This is a genomic window from Mycobacterium sp. M26 (genome assembly GCF_001494595.1).
Lineage (GTDB): Bacteria > Actinomycetota > Actinomycetes > Mycobacteriales > Mycobacteriaceae > Mycobacterium.
In genome coordinates this window covers 3492788-3513732 of record NZ_LN929908.1, presented here as the reverse complement: position 1 = coordinate 3513732, position 20945 = coordinate 3492788, and the positions used below count along the sequence as shown (strand labels likewise).

Genomic DNA, 20945 nt, shown 5'->3' with positions numbered 1-20945 from the left:
CTCAGCTCTCGGGTGCGCCGGGCCCGAGCCCGGCAGTCATCGAGTCCAAGTTAGGAAGATGTGACCGCGGCCACATCGGCAAATGGGGTTAAGTTTGCCGACCGGAGGGGGGATGACCACGGGTCAGTTCCCGATAGTGTGCGACGGCTTCGGTGCGGTTGGCGGCGCCCAATTTGTCCATGATGTGCCTGAGGTGCGCCTTCACCGTGCCCTCGGAGATAAACAGGCGCGCGCCGATCTGGGCGTTGGTCTTTCCGGCGGCGAGCAGGTTGAGGACTTGGACTTCACGGCGGGTGAGTGACTGGGCGATATCGCCGAGGTTCGGCACGTCGGGGTGCGATGAGTCGTGCTCGAAAATGGTTGACTCGAAGCCGATTCCACCCTTTTCGACGAGTGTCTCCGTCATTGATTCCAGGAGCCGCGAGTGCTCCTCGGCGCCGGTCCGCAGAGCTTGCACCCGTTGCAGAACGATATTGCGTTCCATGATCGCGCCGAGCCCTTCGGCGAAGACCCCGAGCACATCCCGGTCCTCAGGTCCGACATCACCGACATGGGTGGGGGCATCGGCGTGCAGCAGAGCTACCGGGGTATCCCACACGTGCACTGCCGCGGCCACATAGACGTCGGGTTTGACGACGGCAACCAGCCGCGAGTTCACCCGGGGATCCGATTGCGGATGCTCGACCAGGATCGGTTGCCTGCTGTGCAGCATCGCGCTCTCTGGAAGCGGACGGCACAGTCGACGGGGGTTGGCCCGCCCCACCTCGAGCAGCGTCGCAGCGAGGTGGGCGTCGGCGGGGGTATGCGCTGACCGCACCAACCAGGTGTTCTGTCTGATCAGGGAGAACAACACCCGACCGAACCCGGCGCGGCACAACTCGGCAGGGATGCGATCAGCCAGGTCATGGTTGCTCGATACGCCGCGGAGCCGGGCCAACGCGGTTTGGGTGGCACCGGCCCGGGAACTTCGAGGCACCCCGTGGTCGGAGCCGGCACCGGCCGGCTCCGCCCTCATGTCGGGGGCTGCCACGGGCTCAACGCTAAGCACTGCGGATCGTTGGCACATCTCCCAACGGGGGGATAGCTTCTGCCTCCCCGGTGGGATTCAGAGATCGACCAGGGTGATGGACGCTGTGGGACAGCTCGACGCGGCGTGTTTCACCGTCTCCAGATGTTCGTCGTCGACGGTCAACGCGCGCGGCGTCATCAGCCCGTCGCCGTCGTCCGGAATTTCGAAGTAATCCGGAGCGTGCATCTCACAGAGGCCGATTCCGGCGCACGTGCTGCGATTGAAGATGATCCGACATCCGTGGGCCACTTCTCCTCCTTCGTCGGTCCAATCCGCCAGACTCCACGACAACACCTCAGCGGAGGGAAAACCAGTTGTCGAAAGAGAGGTCTTTACGCTCCGGAAGGGGCACCGCAGCCGACGGGCTCTACCATGCCGCCATGCCCGACAATCCATTTCATCCGTACATGTGGCAGCCCGTCGAGGGCTTCGAGGACCTGACCGACATCACCTATCACCGACACATCCGTGATGGCGTGCCCCAGCCGACGGTCCGGGTGGCGTTCAACCGACCTGAAGTTCGCAACGCATTTCGGCCGCACAGCGTCGATGAGCTCTACCGCGCCCTCGACCATGCCCGAATGTGGCCGGAGGTGGGCGTGGTGCTGCTGACGGGAAATGGGCCCTCTCCCAAGGACGGTGGCTGGGCGTTCTGCTCTGGCGGGGATCAGCGAATCCGCGGCCGCAGCGGATATCAGTACGCGTCGGGGGAGACCGCCGACACCGTTGACGCGGCTCGCGCGGGGCGGTTGCACATCATGGAGGTGCAGCGGTTGATCCGGTTCATGCCCAAAGTGGTGATCTGCCTTGTCAATGGCTGGGCCGCCGGTGGCGGGCATAGCCTGCACGTGACCTGTGACCTCACCCTGGCCAGCCGTGAGTACGCCCGGTTCAAGCAGACTGATGCCGACGTCGGCAGTTTCGACGGCGGTTACGGCAGTGCGTATCTGGCCAAGCAGGTGGGCCAGAAGTTCGCCCGCGAGATCTTCTTCCTTGGCGAGCCCTACACCGCCGAAGAGATGCATCAGATGGGCGCGGTCAACCGGGTCGTCGACCACGCCGACCTGGAGAAGGTCGGCCTGGAGTGGGCTGACAAGATCAACGGCAAGTCTCCCCAGGCCCAGCGCATGCTGAAGTTCGCGTTCAACCTGCTCGACGACGGTCTGGTCGGCCAGCAGATCTTCGCCAGCGAGGCCACCCGGCTGGCCTACATGACCGACGAGGCCGTAGAGGGCCGTGACGCCTTTCTGGAGAAGCGCGAGCCGGACTGGAGTCGCTTCCCCCGGTACTTCTGAGGGGATACGGACCGCTAGCAGATTTGACCCTTTCGGAAGATGTGCCGACGTGGTGTCGCGCGTCACCATTGGGCCAGTTGTCTAGCGAAAGGTGTGCGCCCGTGCGGACGAAGGCTGCGGTTCTGTGGGAACTCGGGGGCAAGTGGGAGGTTGACGAGGTTGACCTCGATCCGCCCAAGGCCGGCGAGGTGATGATCAAGATGACTGCGAGCGGCTTGTGCCACTCCGACTACCACCTCGTCACCGGCGACATTCCGGTCGGCCTGCCGTACGTGGGTGGCCACGAGGGCGCCGGCGTCGTTGCCGAAGTGGGGCCCGGGGTTACCGACGTCGCTGTCGGTGATTCGGTGGTACTCAGCTTTCTCCCGGCATGCGGCAAGTGTTCGCACTGTGCCCGCGGAATGACCAACCTGTGCGACCTCGGTGCCCAGATCATCCAGGGCCCGCAACTCGATGGCACCTACCGTTTCCATTCCCAGGGAAAGGGCCTGGGCCAGATGTGCCTGCTGGGCACCTTCGCCGAGTACACGGTGGTTCCGATGGCCTCGGTGGTCAAGGTCGATGACGGTACCCCGCTGGACCGCGCCGCGGTGATCGGCTGCGGTGTTCCAACGGGTTTCGGCAGCGTGGTCAAGACCGCTGAGGTTCGTCCCGGCGATGCGGTCGTGGTGATGGGAGTGGGCGGCATCGGCGCCAACGCGCTGCAGGGCGCCAAGAGCGCCGGAGCACGCCACATTGTGGCGATCGACCCGGTGGAGTACAAGCGTGAGCAGGCAAAGATCTTCGGCGCCACCCACGCGGTGGCCGATGTTCCGGAAGCCCTGGCACTGATCACGGAGCTGACTCGCGGCGTGATGGCCGACGCCTGTGTCATCACCACCGACACGGCTGAAAGTTCCTACGTGGCCGAGGCTTTGAGCCTGGTCGGTCGGCGCGGCAAAGTCATTGTGACCGCGATCGGACATCCTACCGAGTTGACCATGGGCGGTTCGCTGTTCGAGCTGACCCTCTACGAGAAGTCCATCCACGGATCGCTGTTCGGTTCCTCGAACCCACGCCACGACATTCCGCGCTACCTGGAGATGTACAACCTCGGGGAGCTCAAGCTCGATGAGTTGATCACCCGCGAGTACCGGCTCGAGGACGTCAACAAGGGCTACGAGGACATGCTGGCAGGCCGCAACATCCGCGGCATCATCCGGTTCTGAAAGAGTGAGCCGATCGGCTGATGCCGGCGCTGTGAACGGGCAGCCGGTCAGCCGACGTTGGCACCGGCTGTCGACATCATCCGGTGGTAGCGGGCCACCGCCTCGGTGCGGTTGGTGGCCCCGAGCTTGCGCAGAATGTGCTTGACGTGTGACTTGACGGTGCCCTCGGTGACGAACAATCCGTTGGCAATCTGAGCATTGGTCTTGCCGGAGGCGAGGTTTCGCAACACATCCCACTCGCGCAGCGTCAGCCGCTCGCCGCGCTCGTCGAGCAGTGCCCGGGGGTGGACCGGGTCGCAGCCGAGATCCCCGGCGAGCGCCGAGGTGTCCACGACATCGGCGGTGAAATCGTCGGCGATCGCGTGCACGCCGGCGTGAAATCGTCGGCGATCGCGTGCACGCCGGCGACGTAGTCCGAGGTCGCCCGCCGCACCGCCTGTAGTCGCTCCATCAACTGGGCGCGCTCGATGGCCAGGCCAAGTCCCTCCGCGTAGGTGCCCAGGATGCACCGGTCGAACTCGTCGACCTCGCTGTCGACATCGCGGTCGGCGTGGATCATGGCGACCGGCTCGCCCCAGGCGAGGACCGGCGCGGCCACGTAGCTGGTGGTGCCGGTGAACCTGATGAACTCGGCGTGTACCCGCGGATTGGTCTGCGGGTCGGATATCACTATCGGCGCACCGCGGCGCACCATCTCGCTCTCCAGGAGCGGTCCGTTGAGCCGACGGGGATGGGCGCGACCGATTTCGACCATCGCTCCGCCGAACTCGGGATCGTCGATGGCGAAACCAGAACGCGCCAGCCATGTTCCCTGTTCGATCCGGGAGAACAGCGCCCGCCGGAAACCGATCCGCCGCACCTCGATCGGTGCGCGTTCAGCCAGCGCGCTGGCCGACGGAGCATTGCGAAGAGCGGAGACCGCTTCGCGGGCACCAGTGGCGACGTCGGCCCGTCGTTGCAGGAGAGCGTCCTTGACACTGGTCTGCACAGCAACGGAGTCCAGGAACAGCGCCGCCGTGCGCGCGCCCGGTAGCGCTCCGGGGTTGTCTGCGAGGCAGTCGGCCAGCGCCCGGCGGGCCGAGTTCAGAGCGCTGTCGCTGGCGTCCAGGTCGCCGTCGGCGGGCAGGAGGAGGTCATCGTCTGCGAGCAAGGTCGCCGTTGCGCTGAGCACTTCCCGGGTGCGTTCGATGCATTCCTCGGCATTGGTGTGGTGTGGCTTCGTTGCCATGGCCGTCTCCCTTGGTGGTTACTGCGCCGGCGGCAGGTAGATCGTCTTGTAGACCAGGAACGCATCCAGACCCTCCGGGCCCAACTCGCGGCCTATACCGCTGTCTTTGACCCCGCCGAACGGAGCCACCGGTTCGTTGACGTAGTGATTGACGCCGACAGATCCCGAACGCACCTGGCGCGCGACACTGACGGCGCGATCGGCATCCGAGGACCAGACCGTGCCGCCGAGTCCGTAGGCACTGTCGTTAGCGATCGCGATCGCCTCGTTCTCGTCGGAATAGGGGATTACTGACAGTACCGGGCCGAAAATCTCCTCGCGGGAGATTACGGCGTTGTTGTCCACGTCGGCGAAGACGGTCGGCTCGACGAACCATCCTCGGCTCTGGCTCGAGGGTCGCGCACCCCCGGTCGTGAGGCGGCCCTCCTGCTTGCCCTTGGCGATGTAGCCCTCGACGCGCTCGCGTTGGCGACTGGAGACCAATGGTCCGATTTTGGTCTCGGGGTCGAGCGGATCGCCGATCGTCAAGGCCGAGGCCAAACCGGTGATGGTGTCGACGATCTCGGTGTAGCGGCTTCGCGGCGCCAGAACCCGGGTGTTCAGCCAGCAGATCTGGCCGTTGTTGAGCAGCGTTGCGCCGAAGAAGGATTCGATGGATCCGGCGATGTCGGCGTCGTCGAGCACGATGGCAGCGGACTTGCCGCCCAATTCCAGCGTCACCGGCCGCAGGAGGCGCCCGCAGGTCTCAGCGATGGCGCGACCGGCCGCCGTGGAGCCGGTGAAAGACACCTTGTCGATGCCCGGGTGTGCCACCAAATGGGCACCGATCTCGCGTCCGCCGGGAACGATGTTGAGAACCCCGGGCGGCAGGCCCGCTGCCGCAGCGGCCTCGGCCACCAGGAACGCGTCGAGGACGGTCTCCTCGGCGGGCTTGAGGACCACCGTGCACCCCGCCGCCAGGGCCGGGGCGAGCTTGAGGAACGAGATGCCCTGTGGCACGTTCCACGGCACGATCGCTCCGACGACACCGACCGGTTGGCGCGACACCAGGGAGACGCCGCCGAGCATGCCCTGGCGCTCCTCCTCGACGGGTGCGCCGTTCATCAGGTCGCTGTAGTAGCGCAGGAGCAGCGGCGGGAAGCCGGCCTCGAACTGGTGGGCCAGCCAGATCGGCATGCCGTTCTGCATCGACACCCGGGCGGCGGTTTCCGCGCCGCGGGCCTCGAGTTCGGCGGCGAACTTCTCCAGCACGTCGGCGCGCTGTTTGGGATGCCAGGTGGCCCATCCGCCGGGGTCGTCGAAGGCGGCACGAGCGGCCGCCACGGCGGCGTCGATGTCACGCTCAGTGCCGCGTGGCACCGAGCCGATGATCTCCTCGGTGGTCGGTGACTGCACGTCGATCGTGGCCGACTGGGCGGGATCCCGCCATTGGCCGCCGATGTAGAGCTGGCGGTAGTCAATCGTGGGCATCCAGGCCTCCCGTGGCTGCGTTGTGATCGCTGTCACGAACAGCCTCCCAGATTTTGGCTGAGAATTCAATTGTTATTATGGTCAGGCCAAAAATCATCGGCTTTGGGTAACGTGCGCCGACCTGGACTCCTGGTCGAGCAGGTCGTCAACGATCCGCCGGAGGCGGAGGCTGGCAAGATCGGCCTGGAACTCGACGCCATCGCGCCACCTGTCGTAGCCGGAGTACCGGGTAGCCATTTCCAGGACCGCGGTATCGCGCTGTGCCACGGCGCCGAGGAAGGTTGTGAGTCGCTCGGTGGCAGCGGGTTGCCCCAGTGCGTAGTTGCGCGAGCCCATCATCGTGATACGTGTCGATGTGTCGTCTCGAGGCGTGATGGCGTGAATCCGAGTCGTGGTCAGCACCTCGCCGGCGGGGGTGTGGACGTCCCAACGGTGCAGGTGCAGTGCCGGCGATGCGAAGGTCCCGGTCTCAGTGCGTTCGTACTCGATGTCCCGGTCGAGTCCGGCTGCTTCGGCCTCCCAGTCGGTGGGGCATGCCGGCGGCAGTACCCGGGTGTATTTCACCGTCGTCTCGGTGACCTCTACGTCACTGAAGGCAGGCATGCTGCGAATCGATGCGGGAATGTCAGCGGCATGCAGGATCGGTGCGTAACTGAAGTCCAGGTAGTGCTCATGGACCATCAGGTAATTCGCCGCGACATCCCAGGAGCTGTGGAAGGTGTCCCAGCCGGGCTCACCCACCCAGGGCACGGTCGGTGGCCGGTGCAGCGCTGCGGTACCGGGCGATCCCATCCAGATCCAGATGAACGGCGGATCTTCGATCACCGGGAAGACCCGGATTTTCATTCCGCTCGGAACGCGTTCCTGGGAGGGGATGTGGACGCATCTACCGTCGAGGTCATAGGTGCAGCCGTGGTATCCACAGACGAGCTGATCGCCATCGATGATGCTGTGCGTCAATGGGAAAGCCCGATGCGCACAACGGTTTTCGAATGCACTGAGCTGCCCGTTGCCGGCCCGCCACAACACGACCTCAGTGCCGAGAAGTCTGCGCCCGACCGGTGCGCCGTCGACTTCGTCCCCGGTCGCCGCGACGTACCAGCACTTCAGCGGATAGTTGCTCACAGATCGAGCACCAGCCTCTCGGTGCGAGAGCGTGACACGCAGATCAGCATCACCTCTCCGGCGTCGCGCTGCTGCGCATTGAGCACCGAATCGCGGTGCTCGGGAACGCCGTCAAGGATTCGTGCTTCACAACTGCCGCAGACACCCTCGTAGCAACTGGTAGTAATCGGGATGCCCGCCGCTTCGACCAACTCGAGGATGGAATCTTCCGCCGACACGGCCAGCGTGACACCGGACCGTTGGCACACCACCTCGAACTGATCGAGTGCTTCGGCCTGCTGCTGCGGCGTCGGCACTTTCGCGGCGAACCGCTCGATGTGCAGCGAGCCCTCCGGCCAACGGGTGCACCGCTCCTCGACCGCGTTCAGCAGTGCCTCGGGTCCGCAGCAATAGACGAGAGTTCCGTCCTCGGGTTGACCCAGAAGCGCATCGAGGTCCAGCAGACCCAGCTCGTCCTGCGGCCAGACCGTGACGCGGTCGGGGTATCGACCTGCCAGATCGTCCGCGAAAGCCATTGAGGCTCTTGTCCGTCCGCCGTACAGCAACGTCCAGTCGCCTCCGCTTCGCGCGACGTTCTCGGCCATCGCCATGATGGGGGTGATTCCGATACCACCGGCTACGAATCGGTAGCGGTCCGCATCGACCAACGGGAAGTGGTTCCGCGGTCCCCGAACTTGCACAGTGTCGCCGATGCGGAGCTTGTCGTGGACATGCTGTGAACCACCGCGGGTGTTCGGGTCGAGCAGCACCGCGATACGCCATGTGGTCGAATCGCGGGGATCACCGCACAGCGAGTACTGGCGGGTCAACCCATCAGCGAGGATCAGATCGATGTGGGCGCCGGGTTGCCACCGGGGCAGATCGTCGCCGTCTGGGTGAGCGAGGTCCAGCATCACGACGCCCTCAGCGGGAGCGCCGCGCTGCCGGACGATCAGATCAGCGGTGTATTCGTGAACGCTGGCTGTGGACATCGTGTGCGGTTAAGACACCTGCACCGTCGCGGGCAGGTGCTTGAGACCGCCCACGAAGTTGGTGTGCGTGACACTGCCCGGTCCGAGCACCTCGATCGAGTCCAATCGGGGCAGCAACTGCTCGAACATCACCCGCAACTCCATCTTGGCCAGGTGCTGACCGACACAGGTGTGAGGCCCGAACCCAAAGGCCATGTGGTTGTTCGGATTACGATCGATATCGAACCGGTCGGGGTCGGTGAACAGATCTTCGTCGCGGCACGCCGACTGGAACAGCGGCATGATCCGATCGCCCTTCTTGATGAGCTGGCCGTTGAGTTCGTGGTCCTGCTCGGCGCGGCGCATGAAGTGCTTGACCGGTGCGACGTAGCGCAGGCCTTCCTGGATGAGCCTGCCGATCAGTGTCGGGTCAGCCTTCACCCTGGCCAACACATCCGGGTGCAGGGCCAGCTGCTGCAGGGTCCCGGCCAATGTCGCCGAAGTGGTGTCATGACCGGCCGTACAGATAGCCATGAACCAGCCGTAAGAGTACGGCGCGGGCCAGTACTCGCCCTCGGGCGTCTTGGCCAGGGAGATCAGAGTGGCCAGGTCGTCGCGCGGGTTGGCGCGCCGGTCTTCCACCAGGACGTCGAAGTACTTGTAGAAGGTCTGCACGGTGTTGGCGAACTGCTGGGCCATCGCCTCGGGAGTGACCTCGACGTCGACACCTTCGGTCTGGTGCTCGGGATCGGCTGTGCCGAAGAACTCCTGAGTGAGCGCCATCATCTGAGGCTCATCGGACGCGGGTACGCCGAGCAGCGTCATGATGACGTGCAGTGGGTAGCCCAGAGCCCAGTCGTCTACGAGGTCAATCTGCTTACCGCCCGCCGACAGTGCCTTGAGCTTCTCGATGGCCTCGTTGGCCAGTTCCTGCGTCCGGCCCTCGAGGGCCTTGAGTCGACCCGGCTTGAAGTAGTCGAACACGATGTTCTTGACGGTGGTGTGCTCCGGTGGGTCGAGGAACGGCAGTGCGTCCATCAACCTCAGGCTGCCGCCGAGCAGGCTTTTGGTGAACTCGTCGCCGGCCTGGTTGGCGAGGATGGGGTTGTGGGTGCCCGGTTGGGCGCCGCCACCGGCGGAGAACACATCGGGCTGGAGGCTTTCGACCTCCTGAATGTCGGCGTACTTGCTGACCAGCCACAGCGGGTCGTATCCGTCTACCACCGCCTTGCCCACCGGCATGTTGTGGCGCATCCACTTGTACGCCTCGTACAGCGAGGGAAGGTCGGCGTGGCCCTCGGGGAGCACGATCCGGCGAGCGATCTCGTCCGGGAGGACGGCTTCCTGGGTGTCTTGGACGGTTGTCACTTCAGTCCTCTTTCCGACGGGGCTTGCGCCTGTTGACGGCGTGAGCCAAGTCTCATCGCTTGCTGGCCCAGACGCGTCACCACTAGGTGGAGTGATTGCTCCCGCTTTTGGGGGGTATCGCCCTGCCTAATCCGGGCAGCCCTCGTCGATCCATGCCGCGACTCGATCAATGTCCTGGTCGGAGATCGGGTCCAGGTAGGCCGGCATCCGCATGATGCTGGCCCCCTCAGGCGCGGGCTCCAGGTCGGATCCGAACGGTGCGATGCCCCGCAGCGACTTCACCAGGTTCGACTCGGCGCCGTCGCCGAGGGTCACCAGCTTGCGGCCCCCGACCTTCATCGCAACGAAGCGGTCTCGGGTGACACCACGCCAGAACGGGCCGTGGGAGGACACGTCGGCGTCGGGGCCGCCGACCGAGCGATCCAGGATGTCGATGACGTCGTCAAATTTCATTGGTCAGCCTTTCGATCGTGGTTTGCCGGTTCCCAGCGCGACCACCTCGTCGAATCCGGCGCGCAGGCACGTGGCGAAATCGTCCGGCTGGGTGATGGCGTCGGGGTCGTAGTTCACCGCGATACAGCAGGTGCCCTCGTAGGTCAGCATCGTGGCCATGGCTGGCAGGCCCGGCCGCGGACCCATGGGATAAATGCGGGTGACTTTGGCGCCGGCGAGGTACAGGGGCCGGGTAATTGCGCCGAGGTTGGACGCCTGCAGGTCATTGAGCTCGGTCATCTGCCCGGCGACACGGGTGAGCGCGATCTCGGGGAGGCGGCTTAGCGCAGGCGCGATGAGATCGAGGAACCCGAGGGCCGGCTCATTGCGCGCGTCGACGACAAACTCGTGGATTGCGGCGATGCGGGCGCGAGGGTCGGGCTCGCCGACGGGTGCGACAAATCGGGCCGCGGCGAATCTGTTGGCTCCCATCGGGTCGGCGTCGGTGCGGATGCTGACCGGAATCGCCATCGGGAGCACATCGACCGACAGCGAGAGCGATTCGTGGTATCGCCGAAATCCGCCGAGCAGGCCCGCCAGGAAGGCGTCGTTGACCGATCCGCCGGCGGTCTTGGCTGCCGCCTTGAGATCGGCGAGTGGCACGTCGAAGGTATCCAGCCGGTACCCGGATCCACGGCCGGTCAGCGCCGGAGAATGCGGAGCGTCGGGTGGGGTCAGAACGCGCCGCAGCGACAGTGCGAATTCGACTGCGGTGGTGGTGGTTCCCACCGGGTCGCCGACGAACCGCCCGGCCGCGGCAAGTAGTCCGCGCGCGGTGCTGACCGGCGCGTTGACGGCTTGGTTCCCGAGCCGGTCGACCAGCAGTCCCTCTGGAGATGCGCTCGGGCGGGGGTCGGGTACCGGGGTGGCCGCTACCGGGGTGTGCTTTCGGGTGTGCGCGTGGGAGATGTCGAGTAGTTGGAGGAATCCGATGCCGTCACTGAGGCTGTGGTGCGCTTTGAACAGGTAGGCGGCCCGGTCGCCGTCGAGACCGAGGACGAGCATCGCCTCCCACGGCGGGCGCTCCGGGTCCACCGGTCTGGCCCCGAACTGGGCAGCAAGCTCATGCAGGTCGGCCAGCGATCCATTGCCGGCCAGCCGTACCCGTTGCAGGTGATACGCCAGGTCGAAGTTCGGATCCGGAGACCATGCGGGGGACACCAGTGGCAGGGCGGGTTCGATGACGCGCTCGCGCAGTCGTGGAACCCGTCGGGTGAACACATCGTGCGCGGCGACGAGGCGGTCCCAGTCGGGCTCGGTGTCCAGAATTTCGATGATCACCCCGGTCGAACGGGTGCGATAGTCTCCCGAACTGCGCCACATCAGCGCCTCCCAGGCGCTCATGTCGGGCCCGCCGCCCCACGAGGCCAGGATGTCCGGGTCGGTGCTTGCCATATCCATCTCCTTACGGAGCCGCCGCACCCGTGGAATCACGGGTCACTTGCAGGATGAGGTCTGCGACCCGCGCCGGGTCGTCGTACATCGGGACGTGCCCGACACCCTCGAGTCGGATCAGTTCCGCTCCCGGTAGGCGTTCGAGCATGGGCGAGCCGAAGTGTTTGAACGGCAGGACGCGATCCTGCTCGCCCCACACCAGCCGCACCGGATAGTCCCGATCGGCGGGCAGCGGATCCACCGGGCGCAGGTGGAGCACCCGCAACAGCGGTTCGACGATGGGTGCGTGGCCGGTGGCGTGGATGTAGGTCACCAGCATTTCCTTCGGCACCCGATGCGGATGGGCGACCTGGCGGCCCAGCATCAACCAGCGCATGAGACGACGCTCGGCCAGGCGCTCGGCCCGGCCGGAGTAGCGCGCCAGGGTGAGGAGCCCGAGCCGAACCCCGACCGATGCCATCTTGATTCGGCGCGGCGAACGCCACGCCCCAGCCGGACTCAACAACACCAGCGAGCGCGCCCGCCCACGCCTCGCGAGCTCGATGCCCAGCCAGCCGCCGAGGGAGTTCCCGGCGATATGCACCCGCTGCAGGCCCAGCCGGTCGAGTTCGGTCTCGATGGCGTCGGCCAGCGCGTCGACGGAGGGTTCGATGCCGGCATCAAGTGGGGGACCGCCGGCGTGCCCGTGCAGTGTCGGAACGATCACCTCGTGGTGCGGCTCAAGGTAGGGCAGCAGCGGTGACCACGCCCGCCAGATTCCGCCGATTCCGTGCAGGAGGAGCAGCGCTTCCCCGCTCCCGCCGCGGTGCAGGGCGGTCAGTTCCAGCGGCGGAGCAATGTCACTTTGGCCCATGTCGCCAGTCATGCCTCTCCGACGGGCATTCCACCCGACTTCTGCTCACCAACGAGCGCCGCGAGTTCTGACAGCCTTGTGGGCTAAAGAGTTTCGCGTACGAGTGAGTGTGCCGCTCGCGCAGGTGCCGATGCGCCGCCATATTGGGGCAGTTTCGTACCGCCGAGGGGGGATATTTGGCTCTGGGGTGATGTCGGCAGCGTGGTTGGCTCCCATACTTGCGATCGGACGCGATCTATCGCGACGAGTCGGACGGGAATGGACATGGCTGACGGCCCACCGGTAGCGACCGTCGATGACCTTGTCGCGCAGATCAAGGCCGGGCCGAGTGGCCCGAAGGTGGCGGCGTTCTTCGACTTCGACGGAACCCTGATCCAGGGCTACTCGGCTGGCGCACTGCTGGCTCATCGGGCTCGCAACTTCCAGTTGGGCGCCGACGAGTTCTTCGGGACGCTTCGGGCCGCCACCGGCGGCCCCCTGGATGAGGCCACCTTCAAAGAGCTTCTGCTGCAGGGTATCCGGGGCTGGGCGGGCAGATCCCAGGAAGAACTGGACGAACTCGGAGACGAGTTGTTCACCCAGGACATTGCCGGTGCCCTGTTCCATGGGGCATGGCGACTTGTCCGGGCTCACCAGAACCAGGGCCATACGGTGGTGGTGGCCTCGTCTGCGACGCGGCTGCAAGTCGCTCCGATGGCGCGCGAGCTGGGAATCGAGCACATCCTGTGCACGGAGCTGGAACTGCGGGATGGCATTGTCACCGGCGGGATCGTCGGGCGTCCGCCGTGGGGAGACGGCAAGCTGGCGGCGGTGCGCGAATTCGCGAAGCGCCGCCGACTCGCCCTGGGGAGATGCCATGCCTATGCCAACGGTGACGAGGACGTGCCCTTTCTCGGCGGCGTGGGTCATCCGCATCCGGTGAACCCAGGGGCACAACTGGCTCGGCATGCCGCTGAAAAGGGTTGGGCAACAGTTCGACTCGACGGGAAGCAGAGTCAGTTCAATCCGCGCGCCGTAATACGCACTGCCGGTTTGCTCGGTGGGTTCGCTTCCGCTCTGACCGGCGGCCTGGTAGCCGGGGTGCTGGCACAGGACCGTCGCGCCGGGGTGGACATCACCACTTCGGTGTTCGGCCGCCTCGGCGGCTGGCTGAGTGACATTCGCATCGAGGTGACCGGTGAGCAGCACACGGCGGCGCGTCCCGCGGTGTTCTTCATCAACCATCAGAGCGCGATGATCGACCTGTTGGTGACCACACGAGTGGTGCAACGGGGCTTCACTGCGGTCGCCAAGGCCGAATTGGCGCAACTGCCGGTGCTGGGAAAGCTGTTGGAGTTGGCCGATGTGGCTTTCGTCGACCGGACGAACACGTCGAAAGCATTGTCGGCGTTGGATCCTGCCGTCGACAGGCTGCGCCGGGGAGTATCGGTCGTCATCTCGCCGGAAGGAACGCGCTCTTACAGTCCGACGGTAGGCGCTTTCAAGAAGGGCGGCTTCCACATGGCCTGGGATGCCGGTGTTCCCATCATCCCGATCGTCATTCGGAATGCCGGAGAGATCATGTGGCGCAATGCGAAGGTCGCGCAGCAGGGGACCATCGAGGTCGTGGTACATCAGCCGCTGCCGACTGCGGAGTGGACGAAGACCGACCTTGACACATGGGTGCCCCGGATGCGCCAGCTCTATATCGACACCCTCGACGACTGGCCGGGAGCTGCTGCCGCTGCCCGCTGGTCGGCAGCGATCGCGGAATCAGCAGCAAAGGGATAGGTGATGACTGCAGCGCGCGATCGGCTCAGATACCTCATTCGTGGAGACAACCCCGGGGACATCGCCGCGCTTCTCGAGTCGGCCCAGTTCAGCCACGAAACGGCAGAGCTTGCCGCTGAGCTCGGTCGCGACGTCACCGAGGTCCGCCAGGAGGCTGCCGGATACGTGCGGGAGATGGCGGTTTCTCACGTTCCGGTCGTCGTTCGCGCCTGGCATGCGCTGTCCGCCTGGATGGTTCGTGGGTATCAGGTGATCGTCGATGACGATGAGTTGGCCAGGCTCCGGGCGCTCGATCGCGATCATGCGTTGATCCTGCTGATCTCCCACCGCTCATACCTCGATCAGTTCTCACTTCCACCACGTCTGCTGCAGGGCGGCATCACGCCTACCTTTGGACTGGCCGGGGCGAATCTGAATTTCTTCCCTTTGGGCACCCTGGGCCGCCGGAACGGTTTCATTCCGGTGCGCCGTTCGACCGGTGATCTGCCGGTGTATCGCTGGGCATTGCGGGCAATCGTCGGGCGACTGGTGGCGCGCGGTCAGAATCTCGTCTGGTCGATCGAAGGTGGTCGGAGCCGCACCGGAAAGCTCCGACCACCGAGATACGGTCTCTTGCGCTACGTCACCGACGCTGTCGAAAGCGACGGCTCGACGCAGACCATGGCAGTTCCGGTTTCGATCCTGTTCGACCAACTGCCCCTGCACGAGGTCAAGCTCATGGTCGAAGAGTCACGCGGGCTCCCCAAGAAGCCGGAGAACCTGCGCTGGCTGATCAGCTATGCGCGGGGCTTGCGGCAGCGACTGGGGCGCATCTACATCGACTTCGGTGCGCCCGTGCCACTCCGCGAGCGGATCGAGGCACTGCGCGCGGACGGCCTCAACGACCGGCAGGTGGTGGAGCGCGTCGCCTTGGACATCTGTCACCGCCTCAATCGCGCCACTCCGGTCTCGGCCACCGCGGCGGTATGTGTGGCAATGCTCGGCGAAGATCGTGCTCTGACCCTCGACGAGGTGTCGGCCACCGTCGCGCCGCTGGCCCGGTATCTGCGGGCCCGGGGCTGGCCCGTGGCCGGAGGCGCGGACCTCACCGAGCGCGCCACGGTCTCCCAGACTCTGCATGATCTGGTGGGTTCGGGAGTCCTGACCCGCTATTCCGGGGGAGCGACGACGGTGTGGGGAATCGGGCAGGATCAGCATCTGATCGTGGCGGTCTACCGCAACAGCGCCATCCACGTGCTGCTGATGCGGGCGATCGCCGAGTTGGCGCTGCTCGCCATAGCTGATTCACCGGCACTGACGAAGCGCGTCGGATGGGACCGCGCCCTGGAAATCCGGGAACTGCTCAAGTTTGACTTCTTCTTTCCGGGCCGCGCGGAATTCGCCGAGGAGATCTGGCGCGAAATCGCGATCATGTCCGGATGCGACCATGATCCGAACGCCTCGCTCGAATCCGACGAAGCAGCGCGGATCCTCCAGAGCAGCGATCTGATCGTCGCCGATCTCGTGCTGCGGCCGTTCGTTGATGCCTACCGGGTGGTGGCTGAGGAGCTGGCGGCAGTCGACCCTGGCAGAGCGATCGCCGAGCAGGAACTGCTCAAGACATGTCTGCGGCTGGGCAGGCAGTGGTCACTGCAACACCGCATCACCGAGGAATCGGTCTCGGGCGAGATGTTCAGTACGGCTGTGAAGATGGCCCGGCACCGCGGGTTGCTGGACACCGAAATCCCGGCGGACGAGCTGGCGCGGCGGCGCGCCGAGCTCGTCACCGAACTCACGGGGCTGCAGTCTTCGATCGCTCAACTCGGCCGGATACGCCGGCGCGTGGCGTCGACATGACAGCCGTTGTCCGCGTGCCGCTATCCGGGGGTGCGTGCGGTCACGCGCTCTAGCCACCTCAGGAGGTCCGCGATCACCTCGCAGCGGTTGGTTTCGTTCAGGATCTCGTGCCTGGCGCCCTCATAGACGGCGACGGTGACATCGGTCAGCCCGGCCGCCCGGTAGCGGTCTGCCAACGCATGCAGCAACACGAGGCCGGCATTGACCGGATCCTTCGATCCGCCTGCGATGTATACCGGGAGATCATCAGGGAGCTGTGCCAACTGGTCAGTGTCGGCGGCTCGATGGGCACCGGCGAACATCGCCCGGGCCGACTCGGCATCGATACCGAACCCGCACAGCGGATCTGCGACGTAGGCATCGACGACCGCCTCGTCGCGAGAAAGCCAGTCGTAGTCCGTCCGTGCCGGCTGGAACGGCGCGTTGAACGCCGACAGATCGACATCGCCGGACAGATCAAGGGCCGGCTCGAGAAGGTCGAGGGCCGCGGTGCCGGTGAGCGCCACCGCATCGACGTCCCCGGCATGGTCGAGCAGGAACTGCTGGGTCGCAAACGACCCCATACTGTGACCGACGATTGCGACCGGCAGCTTCGGATGTTCCGACTTCGCCAGGGCGGTAAGCCTGTTCAGGTCAGCCACCAATGCCTGCCAACCGGCCGGTCCGAGGTGACCGGGTAGACAGTCGGCCGAGATCGATAAGCCGTGACCGCGGTGATCGTGACCGTATACCGCGAATCCGTGCTCGGCGAGAGCCTGGCCCACGTGGTCGTACCGCCGGATGTGTTCGCCCATGCCGTGCGCGAGCAGCACCACGCCGATGATGTGTACGTCGCCGTCGGGCGCCCAGCGGTGGCCGACCAACTCCACGCCATCCGCGGACTGGTAGGAGAATCGCTGTGGAAGCGTCATGCCGCCGAGATGCCGCCGTTGACGCTGATCGCCTGACCGGTCAGCTTCCCGGCTGCGGCGCTGCAGACGAACACCGCCAGCGCGGCGACGTCGTCGGCGTCGGGTACGCCGAGTGCGGCCTGCTTGGCCGCACTGGCAAATAGCTTCGCGCTGAATCCCTCGCCGGTCGTGATTCGCTCGGTGGAGGCAGTGCCGTGCACCAGCGACGGCGTGAGGGCGTTGGCGCGGATCCCGTACCGCTTCTCTTCGATCGCGATCGTCCGGGTGAACATGACGATGGCGGCCTTGGCGGCGCCGATCATCGCCTCACCCGGTGTCGCCGTCTTTGCGGCGTCGGAGGCGACGTTGACGATGACGCCACCCTTGCGGGCACGCATGCCGGGCAGCACAGCGCTGGCCATATGCATGGCGGGGGTGGCCATCTCGGTGAGGATGCGACTGATCTCGGTCGACGGGATGTCTTTGAACAACTCTGGCGCGATGCCGTCGGCGGCGGTGGTGCACATCATGATGTCGATGGCACCCAGGAGTCGTTCGGCCTCGGCCGCGAGACCTGCGGCGTCGGCCGGATCCAGCGGGCTGCCGGCTACGAAGTGCGCTTCGGTTCCCAGTTCCCGCAACTCTGCCGCGGCGGCTTCACCCCGTTCGACGGTGCGGCCGACGATCACGATCCGCGGGACTCCGGCCCGGGCCAAGGCTTTCGCGGTGGCGAAGCCGATACCGGCGGTGCCGCCGATGATCAGCGCGCCACACTCGCTCAGCTCTTTGGGCGGGGGGAGTTCAGTGTCGGCACTCATGTGGGCTCCGTTCTACAGGGTGGTCCGGCAGACCACTTGGCTGCGGTTCTCGAGTTCGAGGGCGCAGAGGAACGAGTCGATCTCGGCGCTTCGGATCAGCGAGTTCTTGGCGGCGCGAATGCCTTCGGCACCGTTGTCGGCGATCTCCTCGGCGAGCGCGATCGCCGCCGCCACCACGTCGTCACCCGCGACCGGCACGATCCGGTTGGCCAGGCCCATCCGAACCGCCTCGTCGGCTTTCACGGTGCGCCCGGTGAACGAGATCTCGGCGGCCCGCGCGGGACCGACGACGCGCGCCAGGTGCCAGGAGGCGCCGAGCTCGCCGATGGACAGCCCGACCCGGACGAATCCTGCGCTGAAACTTGCTGTGGCCGTCGCCAGCCGGATATCGGCGGACAGCGCCAGCGACAGACCGCCGCCGGCCACGGGACCGCTGATCGCGGCGATGACGGGGTAGGGCAGGGACCGCAGACCAGACGTTCCGGCTGAGGCCGTGTCGACCAGTTCGTTGAACTCGGGGATCGTCATCTTCGCGATGACCTCGACCTCCTGAAGGTCGAATCCGGTGCAGAAGGTCGCACCTCCGGCGCCGGTGATGATCAGGGCGCGCAGCGGAGCCTTTCTCAACACGTGTGCGTACCAGGCGATCTCGCCGAACATCTCGACGGTCTGCGAGTTACCCCGGTCGGGCCGGTTGACGGACATGACAGCGATACCCGGCCGCGGCTCGGCGATGGTCAGTGTGGTCGCCCGGCCGAGTTCGGCCAGGATGTCGGTCATGGGTCGGGTGCTGACCCGGTTCCAGCCCGACATCAGCGCCCCGTGAAGTTCGGTGGGCGCTTCTCCCGGAACGCGGCCAGCGCCTCGGGCATGTCCGCGCAGCGGGTCAGCAGAGCCTGCCCTCGGCTCTCCAGCTCCAAAGCTGCAGCGAAGGAACTGATCTCGAGGTTGGACTGTAAGGCCCGCTTGGAGAGTTTGATTCCGCCCGGGGAGTTGGCGCAGATCTGAGCCGCCATCTTGAGGGCACGCTCGATCAGATCGTCGGGGCCGGTGAGGAAGTTCAGCAGTCCGAGCCGTTCGGCTTCGTCGGCCTCGACGATCCGGCCGCTGAAGCACATCTCGGCGGCCTGCGCAGGACCGATCAGCCGCGGCAGCAACCACGACACCCCCAGATCCCCCGCGGAGAGCCCGATCTTGACGAATGCAGCGTTGAACTTGGCCTTGGGCGACCCCAACCGGATGTCGGCCATCAAGCTCAGCGAGAAGCCACCGCCCGCGGCCGCACCGTTGACCGCGGCGATCACCGGGACCGGAATGGCGCGGATCGCCGCCAGGGCGCGCGCGGCCCGGTTTTGCTGATCGAACATGCCCAGCGGCGACAGTTCCGGAAGTCGCTCGGCGTCGTCGAGGTCATAGCCGGCGCAGAATCCGGCACCTGCCCCGGTGAGGATGACGACGCGAACGTCGTTGTCGTCGCTCAGATCCCGCGCGACGTGTTCGAGTTCGTCGAACATGGTGACCGTCATGGCGTTGAGCCGATCCGGCCGGTTGAGCGTCACCAGGACCACACCGTCTGCGGGGTGCGAAACGATGAGTGTCTGGTACTCGGATGGTGCCACGGAGTGCTCCTAGGGTTAGGCGAAGTTCGGGCGACGTTTGTCGACGAACGCGCGCAAGCCCTCTGCGGCCTCGCCGTGTTCGAACAGCTCCTGGATCTGTTCGACCTCGAAACGGAGGCCGGATTCCAGTGGCAGGTCGAACGCGGCGGTGACGGTGCGGACCACGGCCTGCTGGGCGGGTGCGGATGCGGCGCAGAGCTCGGCTGCCAGCACGTTGGCAGCCGCCAACGCCGAACCGGCCGGCGCCAGTCGGTCGATCAGTCCGATCCGCAGCGCTTCGGCGGTGTCGAGTTGTCGTCCGGTGAGCATGATGTCGAGCGCGGCGCCTCGGCCGACCAGTCGTGGCAGCCGCTGGGTCCCGCCCGCGCCCGGTATGAGGCCGAGTTTGACTTCGGGCAGGCCAAGTTTGGCGTCCGCACCGGCGACCCGCAGCGTGCAGGCCATCGCCAGTTCCAGACCGCCGCCGAGCGCGAGTCCCTCGATGACTGCGATCGATAGGGCGGGATGCGCGGCGAGCCGGTCCAGTCCCGAGCGCAGTCCGTCACCGTAGGCCTTGAATGAGGCGGCGTCGACGGTCGTCATGTGCTTGATGTCCGCGCCCGCCGCGAAGAAGCCGGGCAGATCCGAGGACACGATGAGGACCTTGGGTGCCGAGGCGTCCGCCTCGTCCAGGGCGGCGTGCAAGCCCTCGGTGATGGCTGGGCCCAGGGCGTTGGCGGGCGGCCGGTTGAGCACGATATGCAGCACTGAGCCGTCGGCTGACCAGGAGACGGCGGCGTTTTGCTGACTCATGCCATCGTCAATCCGCCGCTGACGGACAAGGTCTGGCCGGTGATGTACTCGGCGGCGTCAGAGGCGAAGAAGGCCACCGCCGCCGCAACGTCCTGCGGTGTTCCCAGCCGCTTCATCGGCACCGACCTGGCCATACCGCCGATGACCTTGTCGGCATCCTCGCCGGAGTTGTCGGCGAACTTGCGCAGTGCCGGGGTGTCGGTGGGCCCGGGGCAGACGGTGTTGACCGTGACGCCCTTGGTGGCGACCTCGCGTGCCAGTGTCTTGGTGAAGGCGATGATCCCGCCCTTGGCCCCGGAGTAGACGGCTTCCAGCGAGGATCCCACCCGGCCCGCATCGGAACCGATGTTGATCACCCGGCCGAACCCGCGCTCCACCATGCCGGGGACCACGGTGTGGCAGACCCGCAGGGCACCTTTGAAGTTGATGTCGAGGATCCTGTCCCAGAAGTCCTCGGTGGTGGTGAGGAACGGCATGAAGTCGTCCCACCCGGCGTTGTTGACCACGATCTCGATCTCGCCGAGCCCGGTGGTCACCTCGGTGACCGCGTCGCGCACGGAGGCGGTGTCGGTGACGTCGATGGGCACGGCGATCGCCTGGCCGCCTGCTGCGGTGATCCGGGCGGCGGTTTTTTTGGCCGCGTCGAGATTGAGGTCGGCGACGGCGACCCGGAATCCGTGGGCACCTAGGACCTCGGAGATTCCGCCGCCGATGCCCTGGGCGCCGCCGGTCACGAATGCGACTCGAGAAGTCATGTGTCCATAGCC

At 66.0% G+C, this 20945-nt stretch carries 22 protein-coding genes; 5 read left to right on the top strand and 17 right to left on the bottom strand.

Going from position 1 to position 20945, the window contains the following annotated elements:
* Window positions 1-88: 88 nt before the first annotated feature.
* On the bottom strand, window positions 89-1030 hold the full coding sequence (locus BN3385_RS29265; RefSeq protein WP_286141854.1) for a LuxR family transcriptional regulator: 942 nt from the start codon (window positions 1028-1030) through the stop codon (window positions 89-91).
* Window positions 1031-1105: 75 nt separating this feature from the next.
* Entirely contained in the window at window positions 1106-1465 is a 360-nt protein-coding gene (locus BN3385_RS29260) for a ferredoxin (RefSeq protein ID WP_082690649.1), read from the bottom strand.
* Between BN3385_RS29260 and BN3385_RS26130 the strand changes: the two genes are divergently transcribed.
* Together BN3385_RS26130 and BN3385_RS26125 are read left to right on the top strand one after the other, a co-directional pair.
* Entirely contained in the window at window positions 1450-2364 is a 915-nt protein-coding gene (locus BN3385_RS26130) for a 1,4-dihydroxy-2-naphthoyl-CoA synthase (RefSeq protein ID WP_059021340.1), read from the top strand. The two genes, BN3385_RS29260 and BN3385_RS26130, sit on opposite strands and share 16 nt — an antisense overlap.
* Before the next feature lie 101 nt (window positions 2365-2465).
* Window positions 2466-3572, top strand: a complete 1107-nt coding sequence (locus BN3385_RS26125) for an NDMA-dependent alcohol dehydrogenase (protein ID WP_059021339.1) — start codon at window positions 2466-2468, stop codon at window positions 3570-3572.
* A gap of 47 nt (window positions 3573-3619) precedes the next feature.
* Here BN3385_RS26125 and BN3385_RS29255 read toward each other — a convergent pair whose 3' ends face one another.
* The 9 genes from BN3385_RS29255 to BN3385_RS26080 form a co-directional block, all read right to left on the bottom strand.
* On the bottom strand, window positions 3620-3904 hold the full coding sequence (locus tag BN3385_RS29255; RefSeq protein WP_059021337.1) for a response regulator transcription factor: 285 nt from the start codon (window positions 3902-3904) through the stop codon (window positions 3620-3622).
* On the bottom strand, window positions 3820-4800 hold the full coding sequence (locus tag BN3385_RS29120) for a GAF domain-containing protein (protein ID WP_059021334.1): 981 nt from the start codon (window positions 4798-4800) through the stop codon (window positions 3820-3822). Before BN3385_RS29120 ends, BN3385_RS29255 begins: the two co-directional genes overlap by 85 nt.
* 18 nt (window positions 4801-4818) lie before the next feature.
* On the bottom strand, window positions 4819-6270 hold the full coding sequence (locus BN3385_RS26110) for an aldehyde dehydrogenase (RefSeq protein ID WP_059021332.1): 1452 nt from the start codon (window positions 6268-6270) through the stop codon (window positions 4819-4821).
* Window positions 6271-6363: 93 nt separating this feature from the next.
* Window positions 6364-7395 carry a Rieske 2Fe-2S domain-containing protein gene (locus tag BN3385_RS26105; protein ID WP_059021331.1) on the bottom strand — a complete coding sequence of 344 codons (1032 nt, stop codon included), beginning with the start codon at window positions 7393-7395 and terminating at the stop codon, window positions 6364-6366.
* On the bottom strand, window positions 7392-8366 hold the full coding sequence (locus BN3385_RS26100; protein WP_059021329.1) for a PDR/VanB family oxidoreductase: 975 nt from the start codon (window positions 8364-8366) through the stop codon (window positions 7392-7394). Before BN3385_RS26100 ends, BN3385_RS26105 begins: the two co-directional genes overlap by 4 nt.
* Window positions 8367-8375: 9 nt before the next feature.
* A complete protein-coding gene (locus BN3385_RS26095) occupies window positions 8376-9713 on the bottom strand; it encodes a cytochrome P450 (protein ID WP_059021328.1) in 1338 nt (445 codons plus the stop codon).
* A 126-nt stretch (window positions 9714-9839) separates the two neighbouring features.
* A complete protein-coding gene (locus tag BN3385_RS26090; protein ID WP_059021326.1) occupies window positions 9840-10166 on the bottom strand; it encodes a hypothetical protein in 327 nt (108 codons plus the stop codon).
* 3 nt (window positions 10167-10169) lie between these two features.
* Window positions 10170-11600: a wax ester/triacylglycerol synthase domain-containing protein gene (locus BN3385_RS26085; protein ID WP_059022430.1), complete on the bottom strand. Its 1431-nt coding sequence runs from the start codon at window positions 11598-11600 to the stop codon at window positions 10170-10172.
* Between the two features lie 10 nt (window positions 11601-11610).
* A complete protein-coding gene (locus tag BN3385_RS26080) occupies window positions 11611-12465 on the bottom strand; it encodes an alpha/beta fold hydrolase (protein WP_082690647.1) in 855 nt (284 codons plus the stop codon).
* Between the two features lie 327 nt (window positions 12466-12792).
* Here BN3385_RS26080 and BN3385_RS26075 point away from each other — a divergent pair, with 327 nt between their 5' ends.
* Both BN3385_RS26075 and BN3385_RS26070 read left to right on the top strand, forming a co-directional pair.
* A complete protein-coding gene (locus BN3385_RS26075; RefSeq protein WP_231748817.1) occupies window positions 12793-14223 on the top strand; it encodes an HAD-IB family hydrolase in 1431 nt (476 codons plus the stop codon).
* A gap of 174 nt (window positions 14224-14397) precedes the next feature.
* Window positions 14398-16059, top strand: a complete 1662-nt coding sequence (locus BN3385_RS26070; RefSeq protein ID WP_231748893.1) for a 1-acyl-sn-glycerol-3-phosphate acyltransferase — start codon at window positions 14398-14400, stop codon at window positions 16057-16059.
* Window positions 16060-16079: 20 nt separating this feature from the next.
* Here BN3385_RS26070 and BN3385_RS26065 read toward each other — a convergent pair whose 3' ends face one another.
* The gene (locus BN3385_RS26065) at window positions 16080-16853 is read right to left on the bottom strand and encodes an alpha/beta fold hydrolase (protein ID WP_231748892.1); all 774 of its coding nucleotides are present in this window, start codon (window positions 16851-16853) and stop codon (window positions 16080-16082) included.
* On the opposite strand from BN3385_RS26065, the gene BN3385_RS29115 reads away from it, so the two are divergent.
* Entirely contained in the window at window positions 16764-17006 is a 243-nt protein-coding gene (locus BN3385_RS29115) for a hypothetical protein (protein WP_231748899.1), read from the top strand. The two genes, BN3385_RS26065 and BN3385_RS29115, sit on opposite strands and share 90 nt — an antisense overlap.
* On the opposite strand, the gene BN3385_RS26060 is transcribed toward BN3385_RS29115, so the two are convergent.
* From BN3385_RS26060 to BN3385_RS26040, 5 genes are read right to left on the bottom strand one after another with little or no spacing between them, the layout of a single operon-like run.
* A complete protein-coding gene (locus tag BN3385_RS26060) occupies window positions 16967-17767 on the bottom strand; it encodes an SDR family NAD(P)-dependent oxidoreductase (RefSeq protein ID WP_059021318.1) in 801 nt (266 codons plus the stop codon). The two genes, BN3385_RS29115 and BN3385_RS26060, sit on opposite strands and share 40 nt — an antisense overlap.
* Before the next feature lie 12 nt (window positions 17768-17779).
* Entirely contained in the window at window positions 17780-18547 is a 768-nt protein-coding gene (locus BN3385_RS26055) for an enoyl-CoA hydratase/isomerase family protein (RefSeq protein ID WP_231748816.1), read from the bottom strand.
* A gap of 32 nt (window positions 18548-18579) precedes the next feature.
* Window positions 18580-19386, bottom strand: a complete 807-nt coding sequence (locus tag BN3385_RS26050) for an enoyl-CoA hydratase/isomerase family protein (protein ID WP_059021314.1) — start codon at window positions 19384-19386, stop codon at window positions 18580-18582.
* Between the two features lie 15 nt (window positions 19387-19401).
* Window positions 19402-20178 carry an enoyl-CoA hydratase-related protein gene (locus BN3385_RS26045; protein ID WP_059021313.1) on the bottom strand — a complete coding sequence of 259 codons (777 nt, stop codon included), beginning with the start codon at window positions 20176-20178 and terminating at the stop codon, window positions 19402-19404.
* On the bottom strand, window positions 20175-20933 hold the full coding sequence (locus tag BN3385_RS26040; protein WP_059021311.1) for an SDR family NAD(P)-dependent oxidoreductase: 759 nt from the start codon (window positions 20931-20933) through the stop codon (window positions 20175-20177). The genes BN3385_RS26045 and BN3385_RS26040 overlap by 4 nt, the downstream gene beginning before the upstream one ends.
* Between the last annotated feature and the right edge of the window lie 12 nt (window positions 20934-20945).

Coding starts and splice junctions, on each gene's coding strand:
- BN3385_RS26080 (WP_082690647.1), bottom strand. CDS start 12,465: ATGACTGGCGACATGGGCCAAAGTGACATTGCTCCGCCGCTGGAACTG.
- BN3385_RS26045 (WP_059021313.1), bottom strand. CDS start 20,178: ATGAGTCAGCAAAACGCCGCCGTCTCCTGGTCAGCCGACGGCTCAGTG.
- BN3385_RS26130 (WP_059021340.1), top strand. CDS start 1,450: ATGCCCGACAATCCATTTCATCCGTACATGTGGCAGCCCGTCGAGGGC.
- BN3385_RS26040 (WP_059021311.1), bottom strand. CDS start 20,933: ATGACTTCTCGAGTCGCATTCGTGACCGGCGGCGCCCAGGGCATCGGC.
- BN3385_RS26100 (WP_059021329.1), bottom strand. CDS start 8,366: ATGTCCACAGCCAGCGTTCACGAATACACCGCTGATCTGATCGTCCGG.
- BN3385_RS29260 (WP_082690649.1), bottom strand. CDS start 1,465: ATGGATTGTCGGGCATGGCGGCATGGTAGAGCCCGTCGGCTGCGGTGC.
- BN3385_RS29120 (WP_059021334.1), bottom strand. CDS start 4,800: ATGGCAACGAAGCCACACCACACCAATGCCGAGGAATGCATCGAACGC.
- BN3385_RS26085 (WP_059022430.1), bottom strand. CDS start 11,600: ATGGCAAGCACCGACCCGGACATCCTGGCCTCGTGGGGCGGCGGGCCC.
- BN3385_RS26055 (WP_231748816.1), bottom strand. CDS start 18,547: ATGACCGACATCCTGGCCGAACTCGGCCGGGCGACCACACTGACCATC.
- BN3385_RS26070 (WP_231748893.1), top strand. CDS start 14,398: ATGGCGGTTTCTCACGTTCCGGTCGTCGTTCGCGCCTGGCATGCGCTG.
- BN3385_RS26090 (WP_059021326.1), bottom strand. CDS start 10,166: ATGAAATTTGACGACGTCATCGACATCCTGGATCGCTCGGTCGGCGGC.
- BN3385_RS26060 (WP_059021318.1), bottom strand. CDS start 17,767: ATGAGTGCCGACACTGAACTCCCCCCGCCCAAAGAGCTGAGCGAGTGT.
- BN3385_RS26065 (WP_231748892.1), bottom strand. CDS start 16,853: ATGGGCGAACACATCCGGCGGTACGACCACGTGGGCCAGGCTCTCGCC.
- BN3385_RS26110 (WP_059021332.1), bottom strand. CDS start 6,270: ATGCCCACGATTGACTACCGCCAGCTCTACATCGGCGGCCAATGGCGG.